This window comes from Stenotrophomonas sp. 96582_Sma, from assembly GCF_056480905.1.
Genome location: NZ_CM151122.1, coordinates 4,381,071 through 4,401,389 on the forward strand (window position 1 = coordinate 4,381,071; position 20,319 = coordinate 4,401,389).

The 20,319-nt window shown below is 63.9% G+C and carries 20 protein-coding genes; 8 read left to right on the top strand and 12 right to left on the bottom strand.

The genetic code is table 11. From position 1 onward, the window contains the following. Positions 1-39: 39 nt before the first annotated feature. The gene (locus ACZK2R_RS20425; RefSeq protein ID WP_478487548.1) at positions 40-492 is read right to left on the bottom strand and encodes a PA2169 family four-helix-bundle protein; all 453 of its coding nucleotides are present in this window, start codon (positions 490-492) and stop codon (positions 40-42) included. 554 nt (positions 493-1,046) lie between these two features. Between ACZK2R_RS20425 and ACZK2R_RS20430 the strand changes: the two genes are divergently transcribed. Both ACZK2R_RS20430 and ACZK2R_RS20435 read left to right on the top strand, forming a co-directional pair. Further along, the gene (locus ACZK2R_RS20430) at positions 1,047-3,881 is read left to right on the top strand and encodes a TonB-dependent receptor (protein ID WP_125892328.1); all 2,835 of its coding nucleotides are present in this window, start codon (positions 1,047-1,049) and stop codon (positions 3,879-3,881) included. Positions 3,882-4,139: 258 nt separating this feature from the next. Beyond that, positions 4,140-5,168, top strand: a complete 1,029-nt coding sequence (locus tag ACZK2R_RS20435; protein ID WP_180837315.1) for an IclR family transcriptional regulator — start codon at positions 4,140-4,142, stop codon at positions 5,166-5,168. A gap of 8 nt (positions 5,169-5,176) precedes the next feature. Here the strand turns inward: ACZK2R_RS20435 and ACZK2R_RS20440 are convergent, their stop codons facing one another. Beyond that, positions 5,177-6,070: a DMT family transporter gene (locus tag ACZK2R_RS20440; RefSeq protein ID WP_180837323.1), complete on the bottom strand. Its 894-nt coding sequence runs from the start codon at positions 6,068-6,070 to the stop codon at positions 5,177-5,179. 65 nt (positions 6,071-6,135) lie between these two features. Here ACZK2R_RS20440 and ACZK2R_RS20445 point away from each other — a divergent pair, with 65 nt between their 5' ends. After that, positions 6,136-6,939, top strand: a complete 804-nt coding sequence (locus tag ACZK2R_RS20445) for an AraC family transcriptional regulator (RefSeq protein ID WP_125892380.1) — start codon at positions 6,136-6,138, stop codon at positions 6,937-6,939. A 7-nt stretch (positions 6,940-6,946) separates the two neighbouring features. Here ACZK2R_RS20445 and ACZK2R_RS20450 read toward each other — a convergent pair whose 3' ends face one another. Next, positions 6,947-7,363 carry a hypothetical protein gene (locus tag ACZK2R_RS20450; RefSeq protein ID WP_125892323.1) on the bottom strand — a complete coding sequence of 139 codons (417 nt, stop codon included), beginning with the start codon at positions 7,361-7,363 and terminating at the stop codon, positions 6,947-6,949. A 127-nt stretch (positions 7,364-7,490) separates the two neighbouring features. Here ACZK2R_RS20450 and ACZK2R_RS20455 point away from each other — a divergent pair, with 127 nt between their 5' ends. After that, complete coding sequence (locus ACZK2R_RS20455) at positions 7,491-8,132, top strand: glutathione S-transferase family protein (protein WP_125892321.1); 642 nt, start codon at positions 7,491-7,493, stop codon at positions 8,130-8,132. A 21-nt stretch (positions 8,133-8,153) separates the two neighbouring features. Here ACZK2R_RS20455 and ACZK2R_RS20460 read toward each other — a convergent pair whose 3' ends face one another. Next, positions 8,154-8,561: a hypothetical protein gene (locus ACZK2R_RS20460; RefSeq protein ID WP_125892319.1), complete on the bottom strand. Its 408-nt coding sequence runs from the start codon at positions 8,559-8,561 to the stop codon at positions 8,154-8,156. A gap of 49 nt (positions 8,562-8,610) precedes the next feature. After that, entirely contained in the window at positions 8,611-9,030 is a 420-nt protein-coding gene (locus tag ACZK2R_RS20465; protein ID WP_006395620.1) for an H-NS histone family protein, read from the bottom strand. A gap of 118 nt (positions 9,031-9,148) precedes the next feature. Here ACZK2R_RS20465 and ACZK2R_RS20470 point away from each other — a divergent pair, with 118 nt between their 5' ends. After that, positions 9,149-9,541: a DoxX family protein gene (locus tag ACZK2R_RS20470; RefSeq protein ID WP_032128569.1), complete on the top strand. Its 393-nt coding sequence runs from the start codon at positions 9,149-9,151 to the stop codon at positions 9,539-9,541. Positions 9,542-9,565: 24 nt separating this feature from the next. On the opposite strand, the gene ACZK2R_RS20475 is transcribed toward ACZK2R_RS20470, so the two are convergent. Beyond that, complete coding sequence (locus ACZK2R_RS20475) at positions 9,566-10,252, bottom strand: hypothetical protein (protein WP_049401056.1); 687 nt, start codon at positions 10,250-10,252, stop codon at positions 9,566-9,568. Between the two features lie 60 nt (positions 10,253-10,312). Continuing rightward, positions 10,313-10,960, bottom strand: coding sequence for a hypothetical protein (locus ACZK2R_RS20480; RefSeq protein WP_125892317.1), 648 nt, complete (start codon positions 10,958-10,960; stop codon positions 10,313-10,315). Positions 10,961-11,221: 261 nt separating this feature from the next. Between ACZK2R_RS20480 and ACZK2R_RS20485 the strand changes: the two genes are divergently transcribed. Then, positions 11,222-12,562, top strand: a complete 1,341-nt coding sequence (locus ACZK2R_RS20485; protein WP_478487550.1) for a tyrosine-type recombinase/integrase — start codon at positions 11,222-11,224, stop codon at positions 12,560-12,562. Here ACZK2R_RS20485 and ACZK2R_RS20490 read toward each other — a convergent pair. Beyond that, positions 12,559-12,855: a hypothetical protein gene (locus ACZK2R_RS20490; protein WP_478487552.1), complete on the bottom strand. Its 297-nt coding sequence runs from the start codon at positions 12,853-12,855 to the stop codon at positions 12,559-12,561. The genes ACZK2R_RS20485 and ACZK2R_RS20490 overlap by 4 nt on opposite strands. A gap of 93 nt (positions 12,856-12,948) precedes the next feature. Here ACZK2R_RS20490 and ACZK2R_RS20495 point away from each other — a divergent pair, with 93 nt between their 5' ends. Both ACZK2R_RS20495 and ACZK2R_RS20500 read left to right on the top strand, forming a co-directional pair. Beyond that, positions 12,949-13,431, top strand: coding sequence for a LexA family protein (locus ACZK2R_RS20495; protein ID WP_478487553.1), 483 nt, complete (start codon positions 12,949-12,951; stop codon positions 13,429-13,431). Beyond that, positions 13,415-14,665, top strand: coding sequence for a Y-family DNA polymerase (locus ACZK2R_RS20500; protein WP_478487554.1), 1,251 nt, complete (start codon positions 13,415-13,417; stop codon positions 14,663-14,665). Before ACZK2R_RS20495 ends, ACZK2R_RS20500 begins: the two co-directional genes overlap by 17 nt. A 17-nt stretch (positions 14,666-14,682) precedes the next feature. On the opposite strand, the gene ACZK2R_RS20505 is transcribed toward ACZK2R_RS20500, so the two are convergent. From ACZK2R_RS20505 to ACZK2R_RS20520, 4 genes are all read right to left on the bottom strand, one after another. Continuing rightward, entirely contained in the window at positions 14,683-15,603 is a 921-nt protein-coding gene (locus ACZK2R_RS20505; protein WP_478487556.1) for a hypothetical protein, read from the bottom strand. Then, positions 15,600-16,157 (bottom strand): DUF6932 family protein, encoded by a 558-nt coding sequence (locus tag ACZK2R_RS20510; RefSeq protein WP_478487558.1) that lies wholly within the window; start codon positions 16,155-16,157, stop codon positions 15,600-15,602. Before ACZK2R_RS20510 ends, ACZK2R_RS20505 begins: the two co-directional genes overlap by 4 nt. Positions 16,158-16,446: 289 nt before the next feature. Continuing rightward, positions 16,447-17,379, bottom strand: a complete 933-nt coding sequence (locus ACZK2R_RS20515) for an SOS response-associated peptidase family protein (protein WP_478487560.1) — start codon at positions 17,377-17,379, stop codon at positions 16,447-16,449. A 46-nt stretch (positions 17,380-17,425) separates the two neighbouring features. Further along, positions 17,426-20,317, bottom strand: a complete 2,892-nt coding sequence (locus ACZK2R_RS20520; protein WP_478487562.1) for an SGNH/GDSL hydrolase family protein — start codon at positions 20,315-20,317, stop codon at positions 17,426-17,428. Between the last annotated feature and the right edge of the window lie 2 nt (positions 20,318-20,319).

Sequence of the window (20,319 nt, forward strand, 5' to 3'; positions counted from 1 at the left end):
CGACCGTGGCGGCCCCGGGGAGAAGGCCGCCGATGATCGTCAGGCCGCCTTCATGGCGTGCTTGCGAGCACGCATCACGTTATGGCACTCCTGCACTTCAGGCAGCAGCTGGGTGACTTCCTGGCGCACGGCCGGCGGCAGTTCGTTATCCTTCAGCACGTCCTTGAGCGCGCCAAGCAGCCGGTCTTCGGACTCTTCCAGCTCGGCCACGTAACCATAGTTGGTGTCGCCGAATGCAGCGCGGACCTTGCCATAGAACTGCTGCATCGAACCGACCACGGTGCCGTGCTCGGCCGGCTTGCCACCGCTGGCAGCAACGGAGCCACTCAGTGCGGCGACGATGCGGCCCTTGACGCCGGCAATACGAGTGAACAGGGCCGACAGTTCGGCATCCTTCACCTTGGTCGCAGCTTCCTCGTAGAACGACTTTCCGTCGCGGGCGATCTCGATCAGATCGTTGAGGCGGTGTTCGATGGTGGACTGGGTGCTCATGGAATCGCTCCTGTGTGCTCGATGGTCTATGGAGAATGACAGCGCGAGTGCGTTGCCTTCGGGACCACTGTGGAGGTTTGAATGTGCCGATTGGGTGAGTACGAATTGATGCATGCATCACCACCCTCAACGCGCCCTGACTCCTTCATCCCGTCGCATTTCCGCGTTCACGGTACCTGAGCAGAACGCCGACGATTCACCATGGCGCGATGACGATGATCAGCGTCACCAACAATGCGATGGCAAGCACCAGCAACAGCACATGCCACTGCTTCCACGTGGGTCTTGGTTTGCCGGGGGTATTCATCGGATGTCTCCTGGAGTCTGTCATCAGCCCGCAGCCAGACTGAAGCAGAGCACCCTTGGTGCGCGTCGCGGTTTCGTGCATGGCCTGTGCATGAACGCTGTATCCGGCGCGCGACGATAACGCGTCCATAACGTAATCGAGTTGTAAACGGAGTGTTAGGTTCCTTCCGATTCCGCACAGCGGGATTTCAGATCGGTTTCCACGCAGCGATGCGGAAACCCATTCAACTGGATTTGGAGAGAGCCAAATGCACTACAAGTACACCCTGCTTTCCCTGGCAGTGGGCACGGCCTTGGCCGCGGCCTGGTCACCGGCCGCGCATGCGCAGGATGACAGCGATAGAACACCGAAGAACCTCGATCGCATCCAGGTTACCGGTTCGGCCATCCGCAGCGTGGATATCGAAACGCAGCAGCCGATCATCGCCATCACCCGCGCGATGATCGAGCAGCAGGGCTTCACCACCATCGCCGACCTGCTGCAGAACCTGACCTCCACCGGCGCGCCGACCATCTCGCGTGCGCGCGCGTTGGCGTCCGGCGAGAACGTTGGCGGCTACTACGTCAACATCCGCAATCTGGGTGCCACGCGCACCCTGGTTCTGGTCAACGGCAAGCGGCTCGGCGCGACCACCAGCGGCCTGCAGGATCTCAGCCAGATTCCGATGAGCGCGGTGGAACGCATCGACGTGCTGAAGGACGGCGCCTCCTCGCTGTACGGCTCGGATGCAATCGCTGGCGTGGTCAACATCATCACCCGCAAGAACTACGAAGGCCTGGAAGTGTCCATGCAGCACGGGCAGTTCAGCCAGGGCGATGGCAAGGACAGCACGTTCTCGCTGGTCACCGGCGCCCGTGGGGAGCGTGGCGGGTACACGCTCGCACTGGAATACCAGAAGTCAGACCCGGTGTTTGCCCGCGACCGGGAGTTCTCCCGGTACGGCGGCGCCGGCCCCAACTACCCGGGCGCGGACTGGAGCAACATCAGCCAGAACGGTTCGTGGTGCGACCCGGCGCTCTACAAGTGCAATACCGGTGATGCCGTATTCAAGACCCTCAATCGTGGCGGCGATCCGAAGAACCCGAACGACTACCACCCGATCACGCCGGCCGAGTTCGCCAACGGCAACGACCAGATGCACCTGCAGACCGGCATCGAGCGCCGCTCGCTGTTCCTGAGCACGGACTATGCGCTGACCGACCAGATCAAGTTCACTGCCGACATCGGCTACAACGAGCGCACCACCGACCAGCAGATCGCGGGCTACCCGTACCAGTCGACCAAGTTCGGCACGCCCCTGGACGCGGCCAGCGTATTCAACCCGCTCGACCACGGCATCGCGTTCAATCGCCGCCTGTGGGAAGTGCCGCGCACGACCGAAAGCAAGCTGAAGTCGCTGCGGGTTGCACCCAGTCTGTCCGGCTACTTCGAGCTGGGCACCAAGACGTACGACTGGGAAGTCGGCGCGTTGTTCAACCGCAATGAAGTTACAAAAACAGGCCGTGGCGACATGAGCCTGATCGCTTCCCGGCAGGCATTGGGGCCCTCCTACCTCGATGCCAACGGTGTGGCCCGGTGTGGCACGGCGGCATCGCCGGTCTCGGGTTGCCTGGCCTGGAATCCTTTGCTGCCGTTCGGGGTCGCGGGGGCTGGCTCTCTCTCCGATCCCGAACTGCAGCGCTTCTTGTTCCCGACGTTCAACGATACCGGCATCACCAAGACCCGCAGCTACTTCGCCAACATCTCCGGCCCGGTGATCGAACTGCCTGCCGGTGACCTGTCCGTCGCCCTGGGGTATCAGTACCGCAAGGAAGAAGGCCGCTTCGTGCCCGATGCCTTCGCCCAGTCGCGCCAGAGCACTGCACTGGGCGCATCCACCACCGCCGGTGACTACAGCCTCAACGAGTTCTTCGCCGAAGTGAACGTGCCGATCCTGCGCGACCTGCCGTTCGCCAAGGAACTGACCGTGAACCTGGCTACGCGCTACTCCGACTACAGCAACTTCGGCAGCACCACCAACTCCAAGGCGAGCTTCGCCTGGCGTCCGATCGAAGAGCTCATGATCCGTGGCACCTTCGCCGAAGGCTTCCGCGCACCGAGCATCTCCGATCTGTATGGCGGCCTGGGCACCAGCTTCGAAACCTATGTCGACCCGTGCGGCATCGGCGCCACCAACAGCGTCAACGGCAATGCCGCCTGCAACGCCGCCGGCGTCCCGCTGGGCTACCAGCAGCTGAACCAGAGTCTGAAGCCCTGCGCCAGCTATCCGTGCGCCACGCCTGACGAGTTCACCACCGGCTCCGATCCGAAGCTGCGCCCGGAAGAGTCCAAGAGCAAGACCGTGGGCGTGGTCTGGAGCCCGCGCTGGGTGGACGGGCTGGACATCAACCTCGACTGGTACAGCTACAAGATCACCAACATGATCATCCAGGACAGCGTCGACCGCATCCTGCGTGACTGCTACGTGCTCGGCAACGCTTCGCGTTGTGGCAGCGTCAAGCGCGCTGGCGATGGCCACATCACCAGCATGTTCTACGGTCTGGCCAATCTGGGCTCGATGGAAACCGAAGGCTGGGACCTGGGTATCCGCTACCGCCTGCCCGAGTTCTCGTTCGGCCGCTTCACCATCGACCTGCAGAACAGCTATGTCTCCAAGTACGACGAGGAGAACCAGAACTCGGCCGGCGATACGATCATGATGGGCCGGATCGGCCAGCCGGGCATTTCCCGCCTGCGCTCGAACCTGGGTGTGAACTGGCAGCTCGGCAACTTCAGCACGCAGTACACCGTGCGCTACTACTCCGGCATGGTTGAAAACTGCGTACCGAACCGTCCGTGCACCCTGCCCGACCGCTACGCCTACGGTGAACCGGATGCCCTGCGCAAGGTCGGCTCCAATGCCTTCCACGACATCCAGGTCAGCTACAAGCTGCCGTGGGACGGCACCGTGGCGCTGGGTTCGAACAACGTGTTCAACCACCAGGGCCCGATCATGTTCTCCAAGCCGTCCAGCTCCTTCCCCTATTACGGCGGCTTCGATATCGGCCGCACCGTGTACGTGAAGTACTCGCAGCGCTTCTGACGGGCAGGTCCGTGCTCGTGGCCGGCGGAAGGGGAGTCCGCCGGCCACGATGCACACCGCCTCCACCCAATCTCCATCGTTTTTCGACGGAATCTCCAAGGTTCCCGGCAACACTTGATGTCATGACGGCTAAGGAGCAGGACCGCATGGATCGCCACGCGCCCCGACACTGCACACCCGTCTCCAGGTTCACCACTGAATGTGACGGTGTGGCCGGGTTCCGATCTTCCGGACATGCCGCCGCAAGGGAAGTACGAGATGACGACGGCAGTTCGCACCGGCCTGACCGACCTGGTCGCTGACGCGCAGCGGTACCTGCGCAGGATTCTCCCCGGGCTCGCCTCGGCAGTGCATCCACTTGCTTCATTGCATGCCATTCCCCACGCGATGGCATCGCGCTACCACCTCGCCGGGCTGATGCTGTACGGGGAAACTCCCGCCATGCTCGCCGTGGCCCGCGAGCCGGGCGAATCCAGCACCCGCGTGATCCAGGATGTGCGCTGCCTGCGCTCTGCAGCGAATGCACTGGTGCTGTACGTCTCGCCCTATCTCACGCCGACCCAGCGCCGCTTCCTGGTCGAGAACCACATCGACTTCGTGGTCCCGCACACCCAGTTGTTCGCGCCGAGCCTGGCCATTGAGTTCCGCGACGACCCCGATCATGAGAAGAAAGCCATCTCGCTGCTGCCTTCGGCGCAGGCCGTACTGATCCACGTGCTGCTGAGCGGCCAGTCGCGCTGGTGGTCGCCGCGCGAGATCAGTGCCGTCGCCGGCTACACCTCGATGACGGCGTCGCGCCTGTCTGCCGAACTGGTCGGTCGCGGCCTGGTTGAACGCTCCACCGGGGGCCGCGAGCGCTTCCTGAAGCTGGCCGGCAACCGCGACGAGGTCTGGGCCAGGGCACAGCCGTTCCTGCGTTCCCCCATCCTGAAGGAAGTGGATGTCTGCTGGGGCCCGACCGCCGAGGCACTCCGCGATGCGGGGCATCCGGCGCCGACGGCTGGCCTCGATGCGCTTGCTGAAACGTCACCGCTCCCGATCGGTGGCACCCGCGCACTGCACATCGATGCGTGGCGGTTGCTGGGCGCACTTCCCATGCCCGGCCCGGACTGCCTTCAGAGCGCACGGCTGCAGATCTGGGCCTATCCGCCGGCATTCACCAGTATTGGCGATGTGGTGGACCCGCTTTCGCTGTATCTCAGCCTGCAGGGCAAACGCGGCCATGATGCAGACGCGCTGCAACAGCGGGTGGAACAGGCGCTGAGTGGAGACACGTATCCCGCATGACCGAAGCCCTATGCGGGCTGCTCGCTCGGCACTGCGGCGGTGCGTCTGGCGCTGTACTCAGCGAACACCACGCCGGACACCGCCAGCAGGCCACCGCCCAGTACCCAGCCACTGAGCGATTCTCCCAGCAGCAGTACAGCCAACGCGGCGGTCACGATTGGCACCAGGTTGAAGAAGCCAGAGACGCGCGCAGCGCCCAGGCGTGACAGTCCGGTCATCCAGGTCAGCGGCGCCAGGATCGAAGCGCACACGGCGGCGAAGCCGATGCAGCCGACCGCCGTGAGGTTGTTCACCCCGGTGCCGACCAGCAGCTGTACCGGCAACAGGATCAGCGATGCAGCGATGGCCTGCAGGAACAGCGACTCCAGCACCGACAGCGGAATCTTCCAGCGCTGCATCAGCACGTTGTAGGCGGCGAAGGCCAATGCGCCGATCAGCATGATCGCGTCGCCGCGGTTCAGGCCCTGCGCCGCCAGCCGTGCCAGGTCGCCCTGCGAGACCACCGCCACCACACCGGCAGTGGAGATCACCGCGCCAAGAATGGAAGTGCCTCGCACCGGATGGCCCATGAACACGCGCGACAGCGCCAGCGCGATCAACGGAATCAGCGCCTGGATCACCCCCATGTTGGTGGCCGAGGTGAAGTGCGCCGCATAGTAGGCCAGGCACTGGTACATCACCCCACCCAGGCAGCCCAGCACCAGGAAGCGCCCGAGATTGGCGCGCACGGTCGGCAGGTTTTCGCGCAGACGTGGCAGCGCCAACGGCAGCAGGACCACCGCCGCGACCAGCCAGCGGAAGAAGCCGATGTCGATGGGACCGACCGAGCCCGAAGCAAGCTTGGTAACGATGGTGTTCGCGCCCCACAGCAGGCAGGCGAGGATCGGGAAAAGATAGTTCACGGAACGCGGGTGTACGTAGGGGAATGGCCAGCGTACGCTTGGCGCATATCGAGGACATCCCGAAAATGCGCCACACCGACCCCGGCTTGCGGCAACCGATGGAGCCAATCCCCACCTTCCACAAGCTGCCCGGTCCGATCTACTTCCGGCAGGGTGCGATGGAGCCCACGGACTGGGGCACGCACAGCCATCCGTGGGGCCAGTTCAACTTCGTCGCGCAGGGTGTGATGGAGATGAAGATCGACGGCGAATGGATGGTGTCCCCGCCGCACTACGCGATCTGGATTCCACCGGGAATGGCCCACTACTCGCGCAACCGCTCGCAGCTGGCCTACCGCTCGGCCTATCTGTCGCCGGCCTTGTCACGCCGCTTGCCTGATCGCTGCCGTGCACTGGAAGTCAGCCCGCTGCTGCGCGAGCTGCTGCACGAACTGGCACGACAGGGCGTGACCGATCCGCAGACCCCGGCCCAGCGGCGCATGGCCGCCGTGGTGATCGACCAGATCGTCAATGCGGCCGTACTGCCCAGCTTCCTGCCGATCGCCAGCAGCGATGCGCTGAAGCAGGTGATGGCGTACATGGAGAAACACCTGTCGATGGCCGAATCGGTTGCCGAAATCGCGCTGCGCCACCACATGAGCGTGCGCAAGCTCGAACGCCTGGCACGTAGCGAGCTGGGCATGTCGCTCGGCGACTGGCGTGGACGGGTGAAGTTCGTGCGCGCCACCGAGGCGCTGTGCACCCGCAGGCCGATCAGCCGGATCGCCGAGGAGCTGGGCTATTCCGGCGTCAGCGCCTTCGCCGAGATGTTCAAGCGGCACGCGCAGTGCACGCCGGACCAGTACCGGAAACTGCATCGGGCGGGGTGAGGCCGGCCTAGAGAGCGATCAGCAGGTCCACAAGCAGCCTCGGCAGGAACAAGGCGGCCAGAACGCAGGCGAACAGGATGAGAATGACCTTTGCCGTCAATGGGCGACGGCGGGGATTGCTGAAGTAGAGGTGCAGATCGCGCAGTTCATCTTCCAGTCCCCTCCGCACGCCTGCGCTCTGTGTACCGGGCTCGAGCAGCTGGCGCTCAAGCGCCTTCAGGCGCTTCATCAGCTCACGCGGTGGTGTAGCCCGCAGGATCAGCTGATTGAGCTCCTGAAGCCGGCGCGCCTGCGGCGTCAGCGCTGCCACGAGATCATCCGGCGGAAGCTGTGAGACCCATCGCTGGGCGTCAGCATCCATCTCAGCCTGCAGCACATCGCGTTGCTGCTGCAGTTCGGCCAGGGAAGTGCGGCGCTGCCACATGAGGAGGCACAGGAGTGGTGGGTGGCGGGCAGTGTATCGCCCGCCGTCCCGGGAAGGGTGTCGATTTCCCGCCCCGTGGTTCGTCGGAACAGGAAAGGCAGGCCCTTCGACCTGCAGGAGTGCCACGATGTGCCCGATCCTCACAGCCTTCGCCACTTCCCCGGACCGCGGCCAGGGCCTGGCCCGTGACATGCGCGCACGCTGGGCGCTGGAGGAGCTGGCCGTGCCCTATGACGTGCAGCTGCTCGGCTTTGCCGAGCTGAAGCAGCCCGCGCACCTGGCGCGCAACCCCTTCGGGCAGATCCCCACCTGGCAGGACGGCGGCCAGGTCCTGTTCGAATCCGGCGCGATCGTGCTGCACCTGGCCGAGCAGCATGTCGGCCTGCTTCCTGCTGATCCAGATGCACGCATGCGCGCGATCATGTGGGTGTTCGCTGCATTGAATACGGTGGAGCCGCCCATCGTCGAGCGCTCGATGGCCTGGGTGCTGGAGCGCGAGCAGCCCTGGTATGCGCAGCGTCTGCCGATGCTCGATGAGCGCGTGCGTATGCGGCTGTCACAGCTGTCCGCCTGGTTGGGATCGGCGTTGTGGCTGGAGGGCGAGTTCAGCGCTGGCGACCTGATGATGGTTTCGGTGCTGCTGCGCCTGAAGAGCAGCGGCCTCCTCGATGAGTACCCGCAGGTGGTGGCCTATGTGGGCCGTGCAACGCAGCGCCCCGCCTACCAGCGTGCGTTTGCTGCGCAGCTGGCGGTGTTCCAGAACGCCTGACGCTACGCCCGTGGGCAGGCTTCAGTGCAGACTGCGCCGACATGCGGTCTGCACCAGCATCAGCTGCGCCACCAGGATCAGCATCGCGCAACCTGACAGCAGCCACGGGTCGATATACCACTGCGCGTTGAAGCTGAAATCTCCGGCGGAAATACGCTTCCAGCCGTTGAAGTGCTGCATCGCCGCGACCACGAATGCGAAGCCGCCCGCGGTATACGACAACCACGGCACGATGAAGCCGCCCGGTCGCGCGAACAGCGTCAGCACACCCAGCACGCCGATGACCGTGCGCTGCACGCGGCAGTACGGGCAGACATAGGCCATCCCGCTCCATTCCACCGCCCAGGCCAGCAGGCTGACCAGCACGGCCGCGCCTGCGGCTGTGTACAGGACTTTCGGCGTGATCGTCATGCCACCCTCGTGTGCCATCCCGTGCTCCTTGGTTGAAAGACCCGGGCAGGGTAGCAGTGCCGCAGCCTCATCCCTTCTTGATGACGGTCCGCTTGCCGATGGTGCTGGTCTTGCCAGCGGTCGGCCTGGCCAAGCCAGGAATCAGGAAATCGGTCGCCTTGTGGCCCATCGACACCTTGGACGCCAACCAGCGCGGCATGCGTCCGCGACCGGTCCAGGTCAGGCGCTTGTATTCCGGGTCGCGATACTTGGGCGCGACTTTGCCGGATTTACGGCGGGCGGATTTGCGGGCGGGCGCAGGTGTTTCCGAGGCTTCGCCACCGAAGAGTTCTTCGAGGGTGTAACCGGCTTCGGCCGCGGCGGCCTTCAACATCCGCCGCACCGCGCTGGCCGGGCGGCGGCTGGAAATGAGCTGTTTCCGCTGTTCAGCGGCAACCACCAAGGCGCCCAGCTCCCGAAGGCTGAGCGATTCAATATCAATCGTCATGGGAGAAAGGTCTCCTGCGGACGGCCAGCTGTCAAGGCGCCTTGCCCTTGGCGTAGACACGGGCTTCACTGCCGGTGGGCTCCGATCGCCTTCGCCGGCCATCTCCGAGGACACCGACGTGAGCCACTCATCCCATTCGCTCGCTTACCTGCTTGCACGCATCCTGCTGATGGCGCTGTTCCTCATCTCCGGCCTGGGCAAGCTCGGTGATCTCAGCGGCACCCAGGGCTACATGGAAGCGATGGGCGTGCCCGGCATCCTGCTCTGGCCCACCATCGCCTTCGAGATCGGCAGCGGACTGTGCATCCTGTTCGGCTTCCAGACCCGGCTGGTGTCGATCGTGCTGGTGGGTTTCAGCCTGGTCACCGCTTTCATCTTCCATCACAACTTCGCCGACCAGACCCAACAGATCATGTTCCTGAAGAACCTGGGGCTGGCCGGTGGCTTCCTGCTGCTGGCCTGCACCGGGGCCGGGCGGTACAGCATTGATGGCAGAGGGCGGCGCGGGTAAGCGCCGATCGGCGCCCCCCACGCGCTAGCGCCGAAGCTCAGCCTCCGGCGCCAATGTGTGGATCACCTTGCCCTGCGCATCGAGGAACTCGATCGCACCGTAGCCTTCCGCAGTGACAGTCAGGCGCAGTCGCGTGCGGTCTGCCTTGTCGTTCAAGGCGATGGCCGGCGTGCCGTCAGGCCCGACCACCAGACCGATGCGGGTCGGTGCTTGCACCCCAGGAATCAGCTTGTTGCCCAGCGCAGGCTCGCGGATCAGCTTCGGCGCCTGGTTGATCGAAAAACTCACCGCGCCGTCCGGCGATACCCGCCAGCCGATCGCATCCATCGCCGGATGGTCCAGCGCAAGCACCGCCATGCCGCCGTCGACATCGGCGGTGCCGAAGCCACCGCGTTCGCTGCCCTTGTCGTCGTACAGCACCATGCCGGCCACGTTGAAGGCGCGCTTGTACTGCAGGCCATCGATGATCGGTGCCGGTGTCTTTCCGGACAGCGTCATGCGGATCACCCCCGTGTCATCGACGATATCGATGCGCCGTGCGGTGATGCGCTCGTGGTCCGGTGTTGCTACGCGCGTCTGCGGTGCCTTGTCGACGATCAGGCGTTGCAGGGTGTCAACCGACGGGCGCCTGGGTGAGTCGGACGGCTCTGCAGCGGCAGGCAGTGCCGCAAGGGTAGTCAGGGCGACGAACATACGGGCACTGCGCTTCATGCGGGCTCCTTGTCGTACGGATCGGCGGAAGCCGCATCATGCCACCCTTGCAGCGCCCTCTCATGAGGGAGGCGGAGTTTCCGGCAGCTGGAGCCCCTGCGCCAGGGCGAATGCACGTGACGCGCGCCAGTACGCCTCAGGCGGCCTCTGCAGTTCGGGCCGGCTCCAGTAGTCATTGATGTGCAGTACGCTCATCACGTCGACCCATGCAGCGCGCGCATCGTGGACGCACATGCGCCAGCGATGATGCGGCGGAAAGTACGCGTAGTACTCAAGCGCCTGCCGCTGTGCCTGCTCTTCGTCAATCCCTGCCTGATGGATCAACGTCCACGCATGCATATGGCGCGCGTGCGCAAGCGCACCGAGATACTCATCCTCATCCAGCAAGGGAATCGGCTCGCCGCGCGCCAGGCACAGCGCGTCCGATTCGGTGTCGTACTCCAGCGACGGCTGCAACAGTTCCGGGTTCTGGTGCCAGTACCCTTCGCCCAGCACATGCAGCATCGCCCAATGCCAGGGCTCGTCGTGGAAGAGCAGTTCGTGCTCGTATTCGTGGCCGGCGGCCTGGTCCGGATAGCGTTCGCGTGCCTGTTCGATTGCCAGCGCTTCGGGAATCTGGCCGTAGCGCACCAGGCACCAGGCGAACAGATGCCGGCTGTCTTCGATTTCAGTGGTGAAGTCTTCCACCGGGGGGCGGGTGTCGGGCATGTTCGATCCTTGCGTGTGGATCAGATGTTGCCTTGAAGGCAGACCAGCAGCCGTTCATGCACGCTGGGTTGGTGGGCCCACCAGGATTCGAACCTGGAACCAAGGGATTATGAGGCCTCTATAGAGCTTCCACGAGTTTCCATAGGCGTCCCGACTTTAAGCTAAGTCGTTGATTTTCTCAGGCTGTGCGACCACCTGCGCCCATCATCGTCCACCACTTTCCACGGACAAACGGTCACCGAGCGGTCACCAATGGGCGCAATGAAGGGAATGCTTACAGCGAAGGGACTGGCCGCATTGCCGGTCGGCGAATGGGCGTCAGATCCGGCCCCACGCGGCGCGGGTTGCCTGGATGTGCGCAAGCTGGCGGGCGGGCAGCTACGGTTCTACTACCGGTACACGAAGGCCAACGGCCAGCGTGATCGTCTACTGATCGGCACGGGCTTGGCGCTGACCGCAGCGCGCGAAGCGGCCGCGGCATTGTCTCGCCGGTATCAGGCCGGCGACCGGGATCTGCGCGACGCTATGGCCGCCGAGGCTGCAGCAGCTGAGCGCGCGAAAGCGGAGGCGCTGGCCGAATCGACGCGCCGATCCGGCGCGACCCTGGGTGCGCTGATGTTGGCCTATGCCCAGAGTCTGGAGGATGCTGGCAAGGTCTCTGCCGCCGCAACCCGCGCTTCCATCAAGCGCCACATCGAAGAGCCGTGGCCAGCCCTTTGGACCCGCCCCGCATCCGAACTCGAGCTGGATGACCTGCTCCCAATCCTGTCACGCATGGTGCGCGCTAAGAAGTTGCGTGAGGGCGGCAAGATACGGTCCTACTTGCGCGCGGCCTACGCGGCTGCAATTGCTGCGAAACAGGACGCGGCCGCCCCCGACGCCCTGCGTGCGCTTAACGTGTCCAGGAACCCAGCACGCGACCTCGCCACGCTCGACAGCGGGCAGCCACGCGACCGGGTCCTTTCTGTGGCTGAGCTTCGCGCCTATTGGCGCAGAATCGAGGGCATGCCTGGGCGGGAGGGCGCTCTACTGCGCTTCCACCTACTGACCGGCGGGCAGCGCATCGCCCAGTTGATCCGGCTGCAGTGGTCAGATCACGATCACGACGCGGACACCGGTACCGGATCCGTCCGTTTGCTCGACATCAAGGGTCGTCGGCGCCTACCCCGAGTGCACCTGGTGCCACTTCTCCCCCAGATTGCTTCGGATCTCGCCACCTTGCGCGGCGACGACGAAGACAACGACGCCGGCGCCAGGCCGCACCTTTTCTCGCTTACCGCCGGGAAGGCGCCGGCCAGCTATGACGTGTTCCGGGGAATCATGGATCCGGTGGTGAGCAACATGGTGGCCGCTGAAGAGCTCGCATCGCCGTTCACACCGGGTGACCTACGCCGCACGGTGGAAACGCGGCTCGCGGCACTGGGGCTGTCGGAAGAAGTCCGCGGTCACCTGCAGTCTCACGGCCTCAGCGGCGTCCAAAAGCGGCATTACAACTTCTTCGAATATGACGCGGAGAAGCGCGCCGCGGTGGAGGCACTGCACCAACTGCTCACCGGTGCAGGTGCAACGGTAGTGCCGATGCGAAAGAGCGCGGGCTCTTAGAACGGCAGATCTTCGGGCAAGTCCAGGCCTGCCAACCGGCTGGCGGCGCGCTGATGGCCACTGGCCGCCTGCCGAAGCCGTTGCGCACTTCGCTGCCGGCGTGCGCGGGACCGCCAGCTACCGGAGGCATCCTGTTCAAGTGCCGATGCCTGCTGCAGCTTGGCCGCAGCCTGGGCCTCCAATGAGGCCTGATCCTTGTGCCATTTCGCCATTGCTGCAGGATGCCCGCCCCTTGTCGCGGAGGCCGCGACTGGCGCGCCGGCGGCGTTACTGAAGCGGAACACGTTCAGCAACCAGCCGATCCTCACTCACGGCTAGCCGTTAGTAATTGTACTAATATGCGTGCCGTCTCGACTCGTGAGACAAGCCGCTCCCAGAGTACGCCCATGCAGTCCCTCCCCTTCCCCCACACCCTGGCGCGGCCCATTGGGCCGGCCTTGATCGACGGCCCGGCGCAGTACGTGCCTCTGGCCGCAGCGCGCGCGCGGCTGGGCTTCCCGTCGCCGGCCGACGACTTCATGGACGATGCGATCGACCTGCATCGCCTACTGGTGCGCAACCCCGCCGCCACCTTCCTGTACCGAGCCGATGGCTGGTCCATGAGCGGCGTCGGCGTCAGCGACGGGGACATCCTGGTGGTGGATCGGTCGGTCACGCCGCTGGCCGGTGACCTGGTCATTGCCATCTGGGACGGGAACCAACCCACCTGCAAGGTGCTGCAGCTGTTCGAGAGCCACATGGAGCTGCACTCTGCCAATCCAGACTTCCCGCCGATCGTGCTCGAGCAGCCCACCGAGGTGGAGGTGTTCGCCGTGGTCGGCGTGGTTCGCCAGATGAAGCGCCGGGGCGGCAATGTTCGGACTCGTTGACGGGAACAACTTCTATGCCAGCTGCGAGCGCGTGTTTCAGCCGGCGCTGCGCGGCGTGCCGCTGGTGGTGCTGAGCAACAACGATGGCTGCGCGATCGCGCGCTCGGCTGAGGCTAAGGCCTTGGGCATCAAGATGGGCCAGCCGGCCCACGAGCTGAAGCACCTGGTGCGTCGCCACGGACTGCAGATGCGCTCGGCCAACTTCGGTCTGTACGGAGACATGAGCGCACGCGTTGTGGCCATCTTGCGTGAAGCCGCGCCGCGGGTGGAGGTCTACAGCATTGATGAGAGCTTCATCGACGTGGAGGGCGTGCGGGACCGCGAGCGGTTCGCCCGGGATCTGCGGCAGCGTGTGCACCGATGGACCGGCATCCCCAACTGCATCGGCATCGGGCCTACGAAGACGCTGGCCAAGCTGGCCAACAAGGTGGCCAAGAGCGCCGACGGTGTGATCGACCTCGGGGACGCCGGCTACCGCGACGCCGTGCTGCGCACCTTCCCTGTAGGGGATCTGTGGGGCGTTGGCCGCAGGCTGGCGCCGCGGTTAGAGGCGATGGGCATCACCACTGCAGCCGCGCTGCGCGACGCGCCGGCAGACGACATCCTGGGCGCCTTCGGAGTCACGCTGGCGCGCACCCAGCGTGAGCTGCAGGGGCATCCCTGCATGGAGCTGGAGGAAGTAGAGCCGGACCGCCAGCAGATCATGGTCAGCCGATCATTCGCTGATCGAGTCGACGACCACGAAGCCGTCGCCCAGGCGCTGGCCACCTTCGCCGTGCGCGCGTGCGAGAAGCTGCGTGCCCGGGGCCTCGTCGCCGCCGGCATCTGGGTGTTCGCCCATTCCGACGTGTTCCGGCCAGAGCTGCGGCAGCACAATGCCAGCAGGACTGTGGGCTTGCCCGCGTCGACCGCAGACACCACCGTGGTGTTGGGCGTCGTGCGCAAGCTGCTACGCGGCCTGCTCCGCGACGGGATCGGATACAAGAAGGCAGGCGTGGCACTGCTCGACCTTGCCCGGCCGGATGAGCTGCAGGCGGATCTGTTCGGACCGACTGTGGTCGGCAATGAAAAGCTGATGGCCACCATGGACCGGATCAACCAGAAGTTCGGCCGCGGCACTGCCGGGCTGGGCGCATCGGGTTGGCAGGCACGGCCGGCCTGGGGAATGCGACAGCATATGCTGTCGCCAAACTACACGACGTCAGTGCACGAGATCCCGCCGGCTAGGTGCTGACTCCGTTGTAGCCGAATTCACTGATGATCCAAAAGGTCGACCCCGTTGTCTTGTACATCGGGTTTACCCACGAACAAATACTTAGTCTTGCCGTCTCCTACTTGAGTAGTTCGAACGCGGACCGTGGAGCGCTTATGCAAAGCCTCGTGAACTGTCTCCAGCGCACCAACTGAACGGTCCACTTTGCCACGTATGACCTCAGCGTTCGGGAGACGAAATTCAAGAGTTCTCGTCACAGGGAGCACGCCAATCAGAACCCCCGAAAGGGTCTGCTCGTCCTCCAGGATGTTGGCGTCCTCAAGTCGGGTCACACTCCTTACAACTTCAAGACTGTTAGAGAAACTAAAAGTTCTATGCGCAGTAGCGACTGTGCACAACGCTCCATGCTGATGCAAAATTTCAGCAAAGGCCCTAACAGTGGCAATCGCACGTCGATCGAGGTCTACAACCGCTTCCGCAAGGGCGTCATCTTCTTCCTGTGATGCAGCCTCCAGTAGAATTTGCGCTCGCTCGACAGCCTCTGATACGGCACCACCTTCTACCAACTCACGATTCCTGCTCTCCAGCTCGAAGCCAAAAGAGCCAACGGCAGTCCCCGTTATCAGCATTTCAAAATCAGGGCGGTCAGGTAGTGGACCACGCGCCGCAAGCACCCCTCTCAAAGAGGCACCGACTGCGGATACTGCGTCTGAAAACGCTGTCATCGCTTTGGCGCCAAACGAAGCGGAGATACCGTAGCTACCTACTACCGGCGAACCTTTGAAGGTTACACGCGACTGAAAGTGATTTCCTGGATCTTGATCCTGCTGTGTCGTGAGCTCCTTAAGTCTGCGCTCCAACCCTATCCGGGTAAAAACATCCTTGGGACCCGCCAAACGCAACAACCTTGAAACTTCCGCGATTTCACTTTTGAGAGAATTCTTTTCAAAAGTTCTCATTGGGCCACCTCGGCTGCCTGCAGCATGTCCCTTGCGAGCCCATCGAATTCCGGGTCAAGACTCACTTGCAAAAAGCCCTTCCAAGTGCCACTCCTAGTGTGCCCCCATACGCTCGACCAATACGCAGAGTTTGCGATCAAGTACTCCGGGGTCGCGCCATTCAATTCAACAAAATACGCGTCACAGGAGTAAGCCTCTCTCGGCTGCAAGAAAAGGTCAGGCTTGGCTACGAACGCCGCCTCGTGATCCATATCCGGAGGCGTATCAAGGAACGTCACAAGGTCGATATCGCTAGGCGCTCTTCCTTCAAGCGTCTCCACGTCGGTACAAAAACTGCCGTCTATCCATTGAAAACCAGAGGTGAACCCAAGCGCGTGAAGGTCCGCCCTGTAACGGAGAAATCCGTCGGCGATCGCGCAGCGTTGAGGGGTGGTAGACAGCTTAGCGATGATGTCTGCAACCGTGACCTCATAGGGCGAGCGCTGCCGAGACACTGGGCTATCCACATCATAGGGCGGTAGTACCCCTGCCCCGTTCCATTCTGGCACAGTCATTGGAGACGTCCGGTGTCAAACTCTGTGAAACGCGAACGTTAAGGCATGTCGGGGGGTGACGGCAAACCCTGATCGTTAGCAGCAATACTAATGAATGGGATTCTCACTAGCTGAGATACCGCTTTCTTCCAGATACAGGCAAATACTTCACGTTGCGAGGACCAGCCGGGAGGGACTGGCAAACCGCCCCAACTTAGGCAGCCTCGGCGATAGGCTGAAGTAGCGAGGCATGCAGCCCCATCGCAGTCTCCGGCGCCACGCCCAGACGGCCGTCACATTACCGCAAGCATCAGGCCGCCAGTCGGTGCTCGTAGAACGGGTGCCGCTTGTCGTCAAAGATCCGGTACAGCGCGGCCAGGTCGGCCGGGTCTGGGTTCAGCCAGGCGTCGACGTGCTCGGGCTTGATGTTGATGATGGTCCGGTCATGGCCGGCGGCGGCCACCTCGGGTTCCGGATCGTCGGTGATCGCGGCGAAGGACAGAAGATCCGGCTCCTTGCCGGCCGGGTCAATCCAGTGCGACCACAGGCAGGCCACCAGCATCGGCTCGCCCGTGCGCGGGGTGAACTGCACCACCTGGTTCTTGCCCTCCGGCCCCTCCACGTTCTCGTAGAAGGTATCGACCACCATCAGGCCGTGGGTGTGACCGAAGACTGGCGCCCAGAACTTCTCCAGGCTGTCGCGGCGGGCGTTGTAGGTGCCCGGGAAACGCTGATCGTAGTTGGCCGGCTTCCCGGCCAGTCGGCATTGATAGCGCATCGGCTTGATCGTCAGCTTGCCGCCGTCGGAGACAATCACCGGGGCGTAAACCCCGGGGAAGATCCGGCTGTCCCGGTCCTTGCCTTCGGCGCGCTTGAGGTCGGCCAACTTGCCCATGGCGCGCTCGATCTTGTTGCCGGCGATCCGCACGTCTTCCCGGGCCTTCTTCGTCTCCTTGGCCTGCAGCGATCGCTCCGCATCGGCCAGGCGCTTGCGGTTGGCGAAAAGCTCCTGTTCGAGAATGGCGGCCTCGGCTTGGTTCCACTGCTGGATTTCCGCCCACACGGCCCGCTCTGCTGCGCTGGTGCCGCCACGGAACGCATCATCCATCGCCTTCGGAGTCTTGGGCCGCTTCTTGCCCGGGTCGTGGGCGTAGAGCGCGGCGAACTCCTGCAGCGACACGGTGGCGCCGGTCATGCGGACCAGCTTCTGGTAGGCGGCTTCGATCTGGGCGGAATAGCACATGGCGAAAATGAAGCCTCACGCGGCGTTGCTGCCGCGTGAGGATCAGTCACCCGAGAACCGATTCCACCAGCACCTGGCCGTACCGCGCGAACTCCGCCGGGCCTGGATGGTTGAACAGCGCGGCAGCCCCCAGCGAGTCCGGACTGGCGCCCATGCCGCCCAGCTGCTCGTCCATGACGATCCAGTGCTGCGGGGCAAACGCTGCCCCTGCCTCGACTGCAGCACGCCACAGCGCCCTGTTGGTGTAGTTCCAGCCGGACAGGGCCGGTCCATCCACCACGTTGCGGCGCGGCACGGACATGATGACCACTTCCATACCGGCCGACTTCGCTTGGCCGACGATGCTCTTGATGTTGGCCAGCGTAGTGGTCTGTCCCAGCTCGTTCATGCCGAAGTGCAGCAGCAACACGTCCGCCCCGGAATCCAATACCGGTTGCAGGCGAGCGGGCCAAAGCCCGTTGTGCAGGGTGTTGGCAGAGGTCGACCCGCCGCGCCCGAAGTTGAGGTACTCGACCTGATTTCCGCTCAACATCTCCAACGCCGCAACCAGCGCCCACATGGCACTGATCTTCACGTGGACCTGCCCTGCGCCGTCGCCGAAATCGTGCCTGGGCAGTGCGGCAACCGTGTCCGCCGGCATGTTGATCAGGTAGTTCTCTGGTCGATCACGCGCTGCGCTGTTGGCTGTGTACGGTGGATCACCCAGCTGCACCGCGACAATGGAATCGCCGTAGCTGGCCACGGTCACAGGCTCCCCGTGCGCCGCCTTAGCCAGCAGCCGGCGCAAGCACGCGCGATTGTGCATCAGCAACTGCTGCCAGTCGGCTTCGCTGCCCCGACGCACCACTCCGCCCAGGAACTTGGAGGCGTTGATCGCGGTGACCGTGTTGCCCACCACATGCAGATAGCCAATCACCACGCGCCCAGCATCCGGCTCGGGCCGATACTCGATCGCATCAAAGTCGCGCTCGGTACCGGCCTTAACCGTAACAACCTGCGTCTGCGGGTCGATCTGCACCAGGTCGTATCGCTCCCGCTTGTAGCTATAGCTCGCATCCACATCGTAGGCGGCGACGTTCAGCAGGCCGCGAATCTTGCCGTTTACGTGATACGCATAGTCGGTCCCGAGCGTCAGTGCCGCACCGTTGTCACTGCGCACGGCGGACACGCCATTGATATGCCGGCGGCCCAGCCATGCCCCCGCGATGCTTGGGAACACCGTGTCGGTGTCATAAATGAGGCTGTAGCCCTCCTTCGTTTCGGCACCCGACGTCGCTGCAGCGACGGACAGTGCCGCGTTGACCCCGACCCTACGGCCATCACCATAGGCAGACCCATGAACGAAGACCGACAGCCCAGCGATTCCGATCTCGAGGTCGTATGCCTCCAGCAAATGCATGCTGCCGTCGTCGCTGTCATCGGACGCGACCCTGTAGACATCGCCACCCAGCCTCCAGGCAAGCGCCGAGCCAGCGGCGATGGCTGACGAACCTCGATACCATCCACGCTGCTGCTGGTTGTAGCCGTTGTCCGCTGCACGTGTAATGCCGATGCCCACCGGGGTAGACGCGTTGGTATATCCCCACAGCTCGAACAGGTACGTCTGCCCGTCGACCGTCTGGATGGCGGGGAACGGGAAGCGAAGGTCCTGCCACAAGCCGGCCACCGCCTCCAAACCAAGCTCAGCCACGGTCATGATGCCGCTATAGAGCAGCGTCGCCGTGCCATCGCTCGCCGGGTAGATCCCGGCGGTAACCGAATCTGTGGGGCGAGACCACACTCGCAGGCGCATGCTCGCGACGTCATTGGCCAGCTCGACCATCAGCGCCAAGGTGTCGATGGACGCGCCGGCGGCGACGTCTTGGCCCGCGCCGGCCTGTGCACCAAACGTCCAAGCGTAATGTCCACCGCTCTGCGGATAGGTCTGCTCGTTGGGCTCACGGGCTGCCGACGCGACGAACCCTCGACTGAAGCTGCGGTCCAGGACGCTGGCCTGGCTCTCCAAGGCGTTGATCTGCGGCGCCAGCGCGCTTGCCACCTCGCGGAAGTACGCCTCGAAAGCCAGCTGATTGGGAGCACCGACCAGCTGGCTTGTGCCGCCTGCATTGCCGAACCAGCCCCGGCGGAACTGTGTGACGCCGCTGGCGTCGTTGCGCATGCCCATCGACAGGCCGCCGGCGGTGCTCAGCTTCCAGACAAGCAAGTCCAGTCCGGTGACAGTCACGGCGTGCGGGAGGCGGATCTCCACGTACTGCCATGCATTGCTGTCGGCAAGATCCGCACCGTTGACCGTCACCGAGGCAAGTAGCGTGTCACTCGCGGTCGGCGGATAGGCAGACGTGCCGCCCTGCACACGGCGGTAGACCTCCAGGGTGATATCGCCCAAAAGCGGAACGTTCTGCATCCAGAAGCGATACGCGTTGACCGGCAGTCCGGCTGCAGCCTCCGATGCCGAATACACCGCTCGATTGGAAACGGCCAAGAACTCTGCATTGGGCACCACACGAGTCACCGAGCGCTCAGTGACGGCCACCTGGGTCAAAGCATCGTCGGCGTCACGAGCCGCATTGGCGATGCCGTAACGTGTTGGAATCCTATCGGCCTTGTTGACCAGCAGGTCATCGGCAATCTTGACCCACTGCGCACCATCCCAGCTGTACTGACCTACGAGCGGAACAAAGCCGCCCTGCCCCACATAGGTGCCCGGCGTGGCCTCCAGCTCGGCAAGGGTCGCCTTGTAGACGGCACTGGTCGACTGACCGGCCTTCAAGGCGTCAATCTCGGCCTGGGCGGTCTTCGGCGTCGGCAGGTCCAGCACAGGGAAGGTGGCCAAGGAATCCGAGGAGCGCACCACGCCGATCAGCGCGTCATACCTGCCCGCCCCCCTCTGAGGAAGATCGGCTGCAGGAATGATCTGGCGCCCATCAATCATCGTCATCA

What these genes read in the sequence shown, in the direction of transcription:
- ACZK2R_RS20510 (WP_478487558.1), bottom strand. Translation starts at nt 16,157, where the DNA reads ATGACTGTGCCAGAATGGAACGGGGCAGGGGTACTACCGCCCTATGAT.
- ACZK2R_RS20495 (WP_478487553.1), top strand. Translation starts at nt 12,949, where the DNA reads ATGCAGTCCCTCCCCTTCCCCCACACCCTGGCGCGGCCCATTGGGCCG.
- ACZK2R_RS20505 (WP_478487556.1), bottom strand. Translation starts at nt 15,603, where the DNA reads ATGAGAACTTTTGAAAAGAATTCTCTCAAAAGTGAAATCGCGGAAGTT.
- ACZK2R_RS20520 (WP_478487562.1), bottom strand. Translation starts at nt 20,317, where the DNA reads ATGACGATGATTGATGGGCGCCAGATCATTCCTGCAGCCGATCTTCCT.
- ACZK2R_RS20455 (WP_125892321.1), top strand. Translation starts at nt 7,491, where the DNA reads ATGTGCCCGATCCTCACAGCCTTCGCCACTTCCCCGGACCGCGGCCAG.
- ACZK2R_RS20465 (WP_006395620.1), bottom strand. Translation starts at nt 9,030, where the DNA reads ATGACGATTGATATTGAATCGCTCAGCCTTCGGGAGCTGGGCGCCTTG.
- ACZK2R_RS20460 (WP_125892319.1), bottom strand. Translation starts at nt 8,561, where the DNA reads ATGGCACACGAGGGTGGCATGACGATCACGCCGAAAGTCCTGTACACA.
- ACZK2R_RS20485 (WP_478487550.1), top strand. Translation starts at nt 11,222, where the DNA reads ATGAAGGGAATGCTTACAGCGAAGGGACTGGCCGCATTGCCGGTCGGC.
- ACZK2R_RS20480 (WP_125892317.1), bottom strand. Translation starts at nt 10,960, where the DNA reads ATGCCCGACACCCGCCCCCCGGTGGAAGACTTCACCACTGAAATCGAA.
- ACZK2R_RS20445 (WP_125892380.1), top strand. Translation starts at nt 6,136, where the DNA reads ATGCGCCACACCGACCCCGGCTTGCGGCAACCGATGGAGCCAATCCCC.
- ACZK2R_RS20435 (WP_180837315.1), top strand. Translation starts at nt 4,140, where the DNA reads ATGACGACGGCAGTTCGCACCGGCCTGACCGACCTGGTCGCTGACGCG.
- ACZK2R_RS20430 (WP_125892328.1), top strand. Translation starts at nt 1,047, where the DNA reads ATGCACTACAAGTACACCCTGCTTTCCCTGGCAGTGGGCACGGCCTTG.
- ACZK2R_RS20425 (WP_478487548.1), bottom strand. Translation starts at nt 492, where the DNA reads ATGAGCACCCAGTCCACCATCGAACACCGCCTCAACGATCTGATCGAG.
- ACZK2R_RS20450 (WP_125892323.1), bottom strand. Translation starts at nt 7,363, where the DNA reads ATGTGGCAGCGCCGCACTTCCCTGGCCGAACTGCAGCAGCAACGCGAT.
- ACZK2R_RS20515 (WP_478487560.1), bottom strand. Translation starts at nt 17,379, where the DNA reads ATGTGCTATTCCGCCCAGATCGAAGCCGCCTACCAGAAGCTGGTCCGC.
- ACZK2R_RS20500 (WP_478487554.1), top strand. Translation starts at nt 13,415, where the DNA reads ATGTTCGGACTCGTTGACGGGAACAACTTCTATGCCAGCTGCGAGCGC.
- ACZK2R_RS20475 (WP_049401056.1), bottom strand. Translation starts at nt 10,252, where the DNA reads ATGAAGCGCAGTGCCCGTATGTTCGTCGCCCTGACTACCCTTGCGGCA.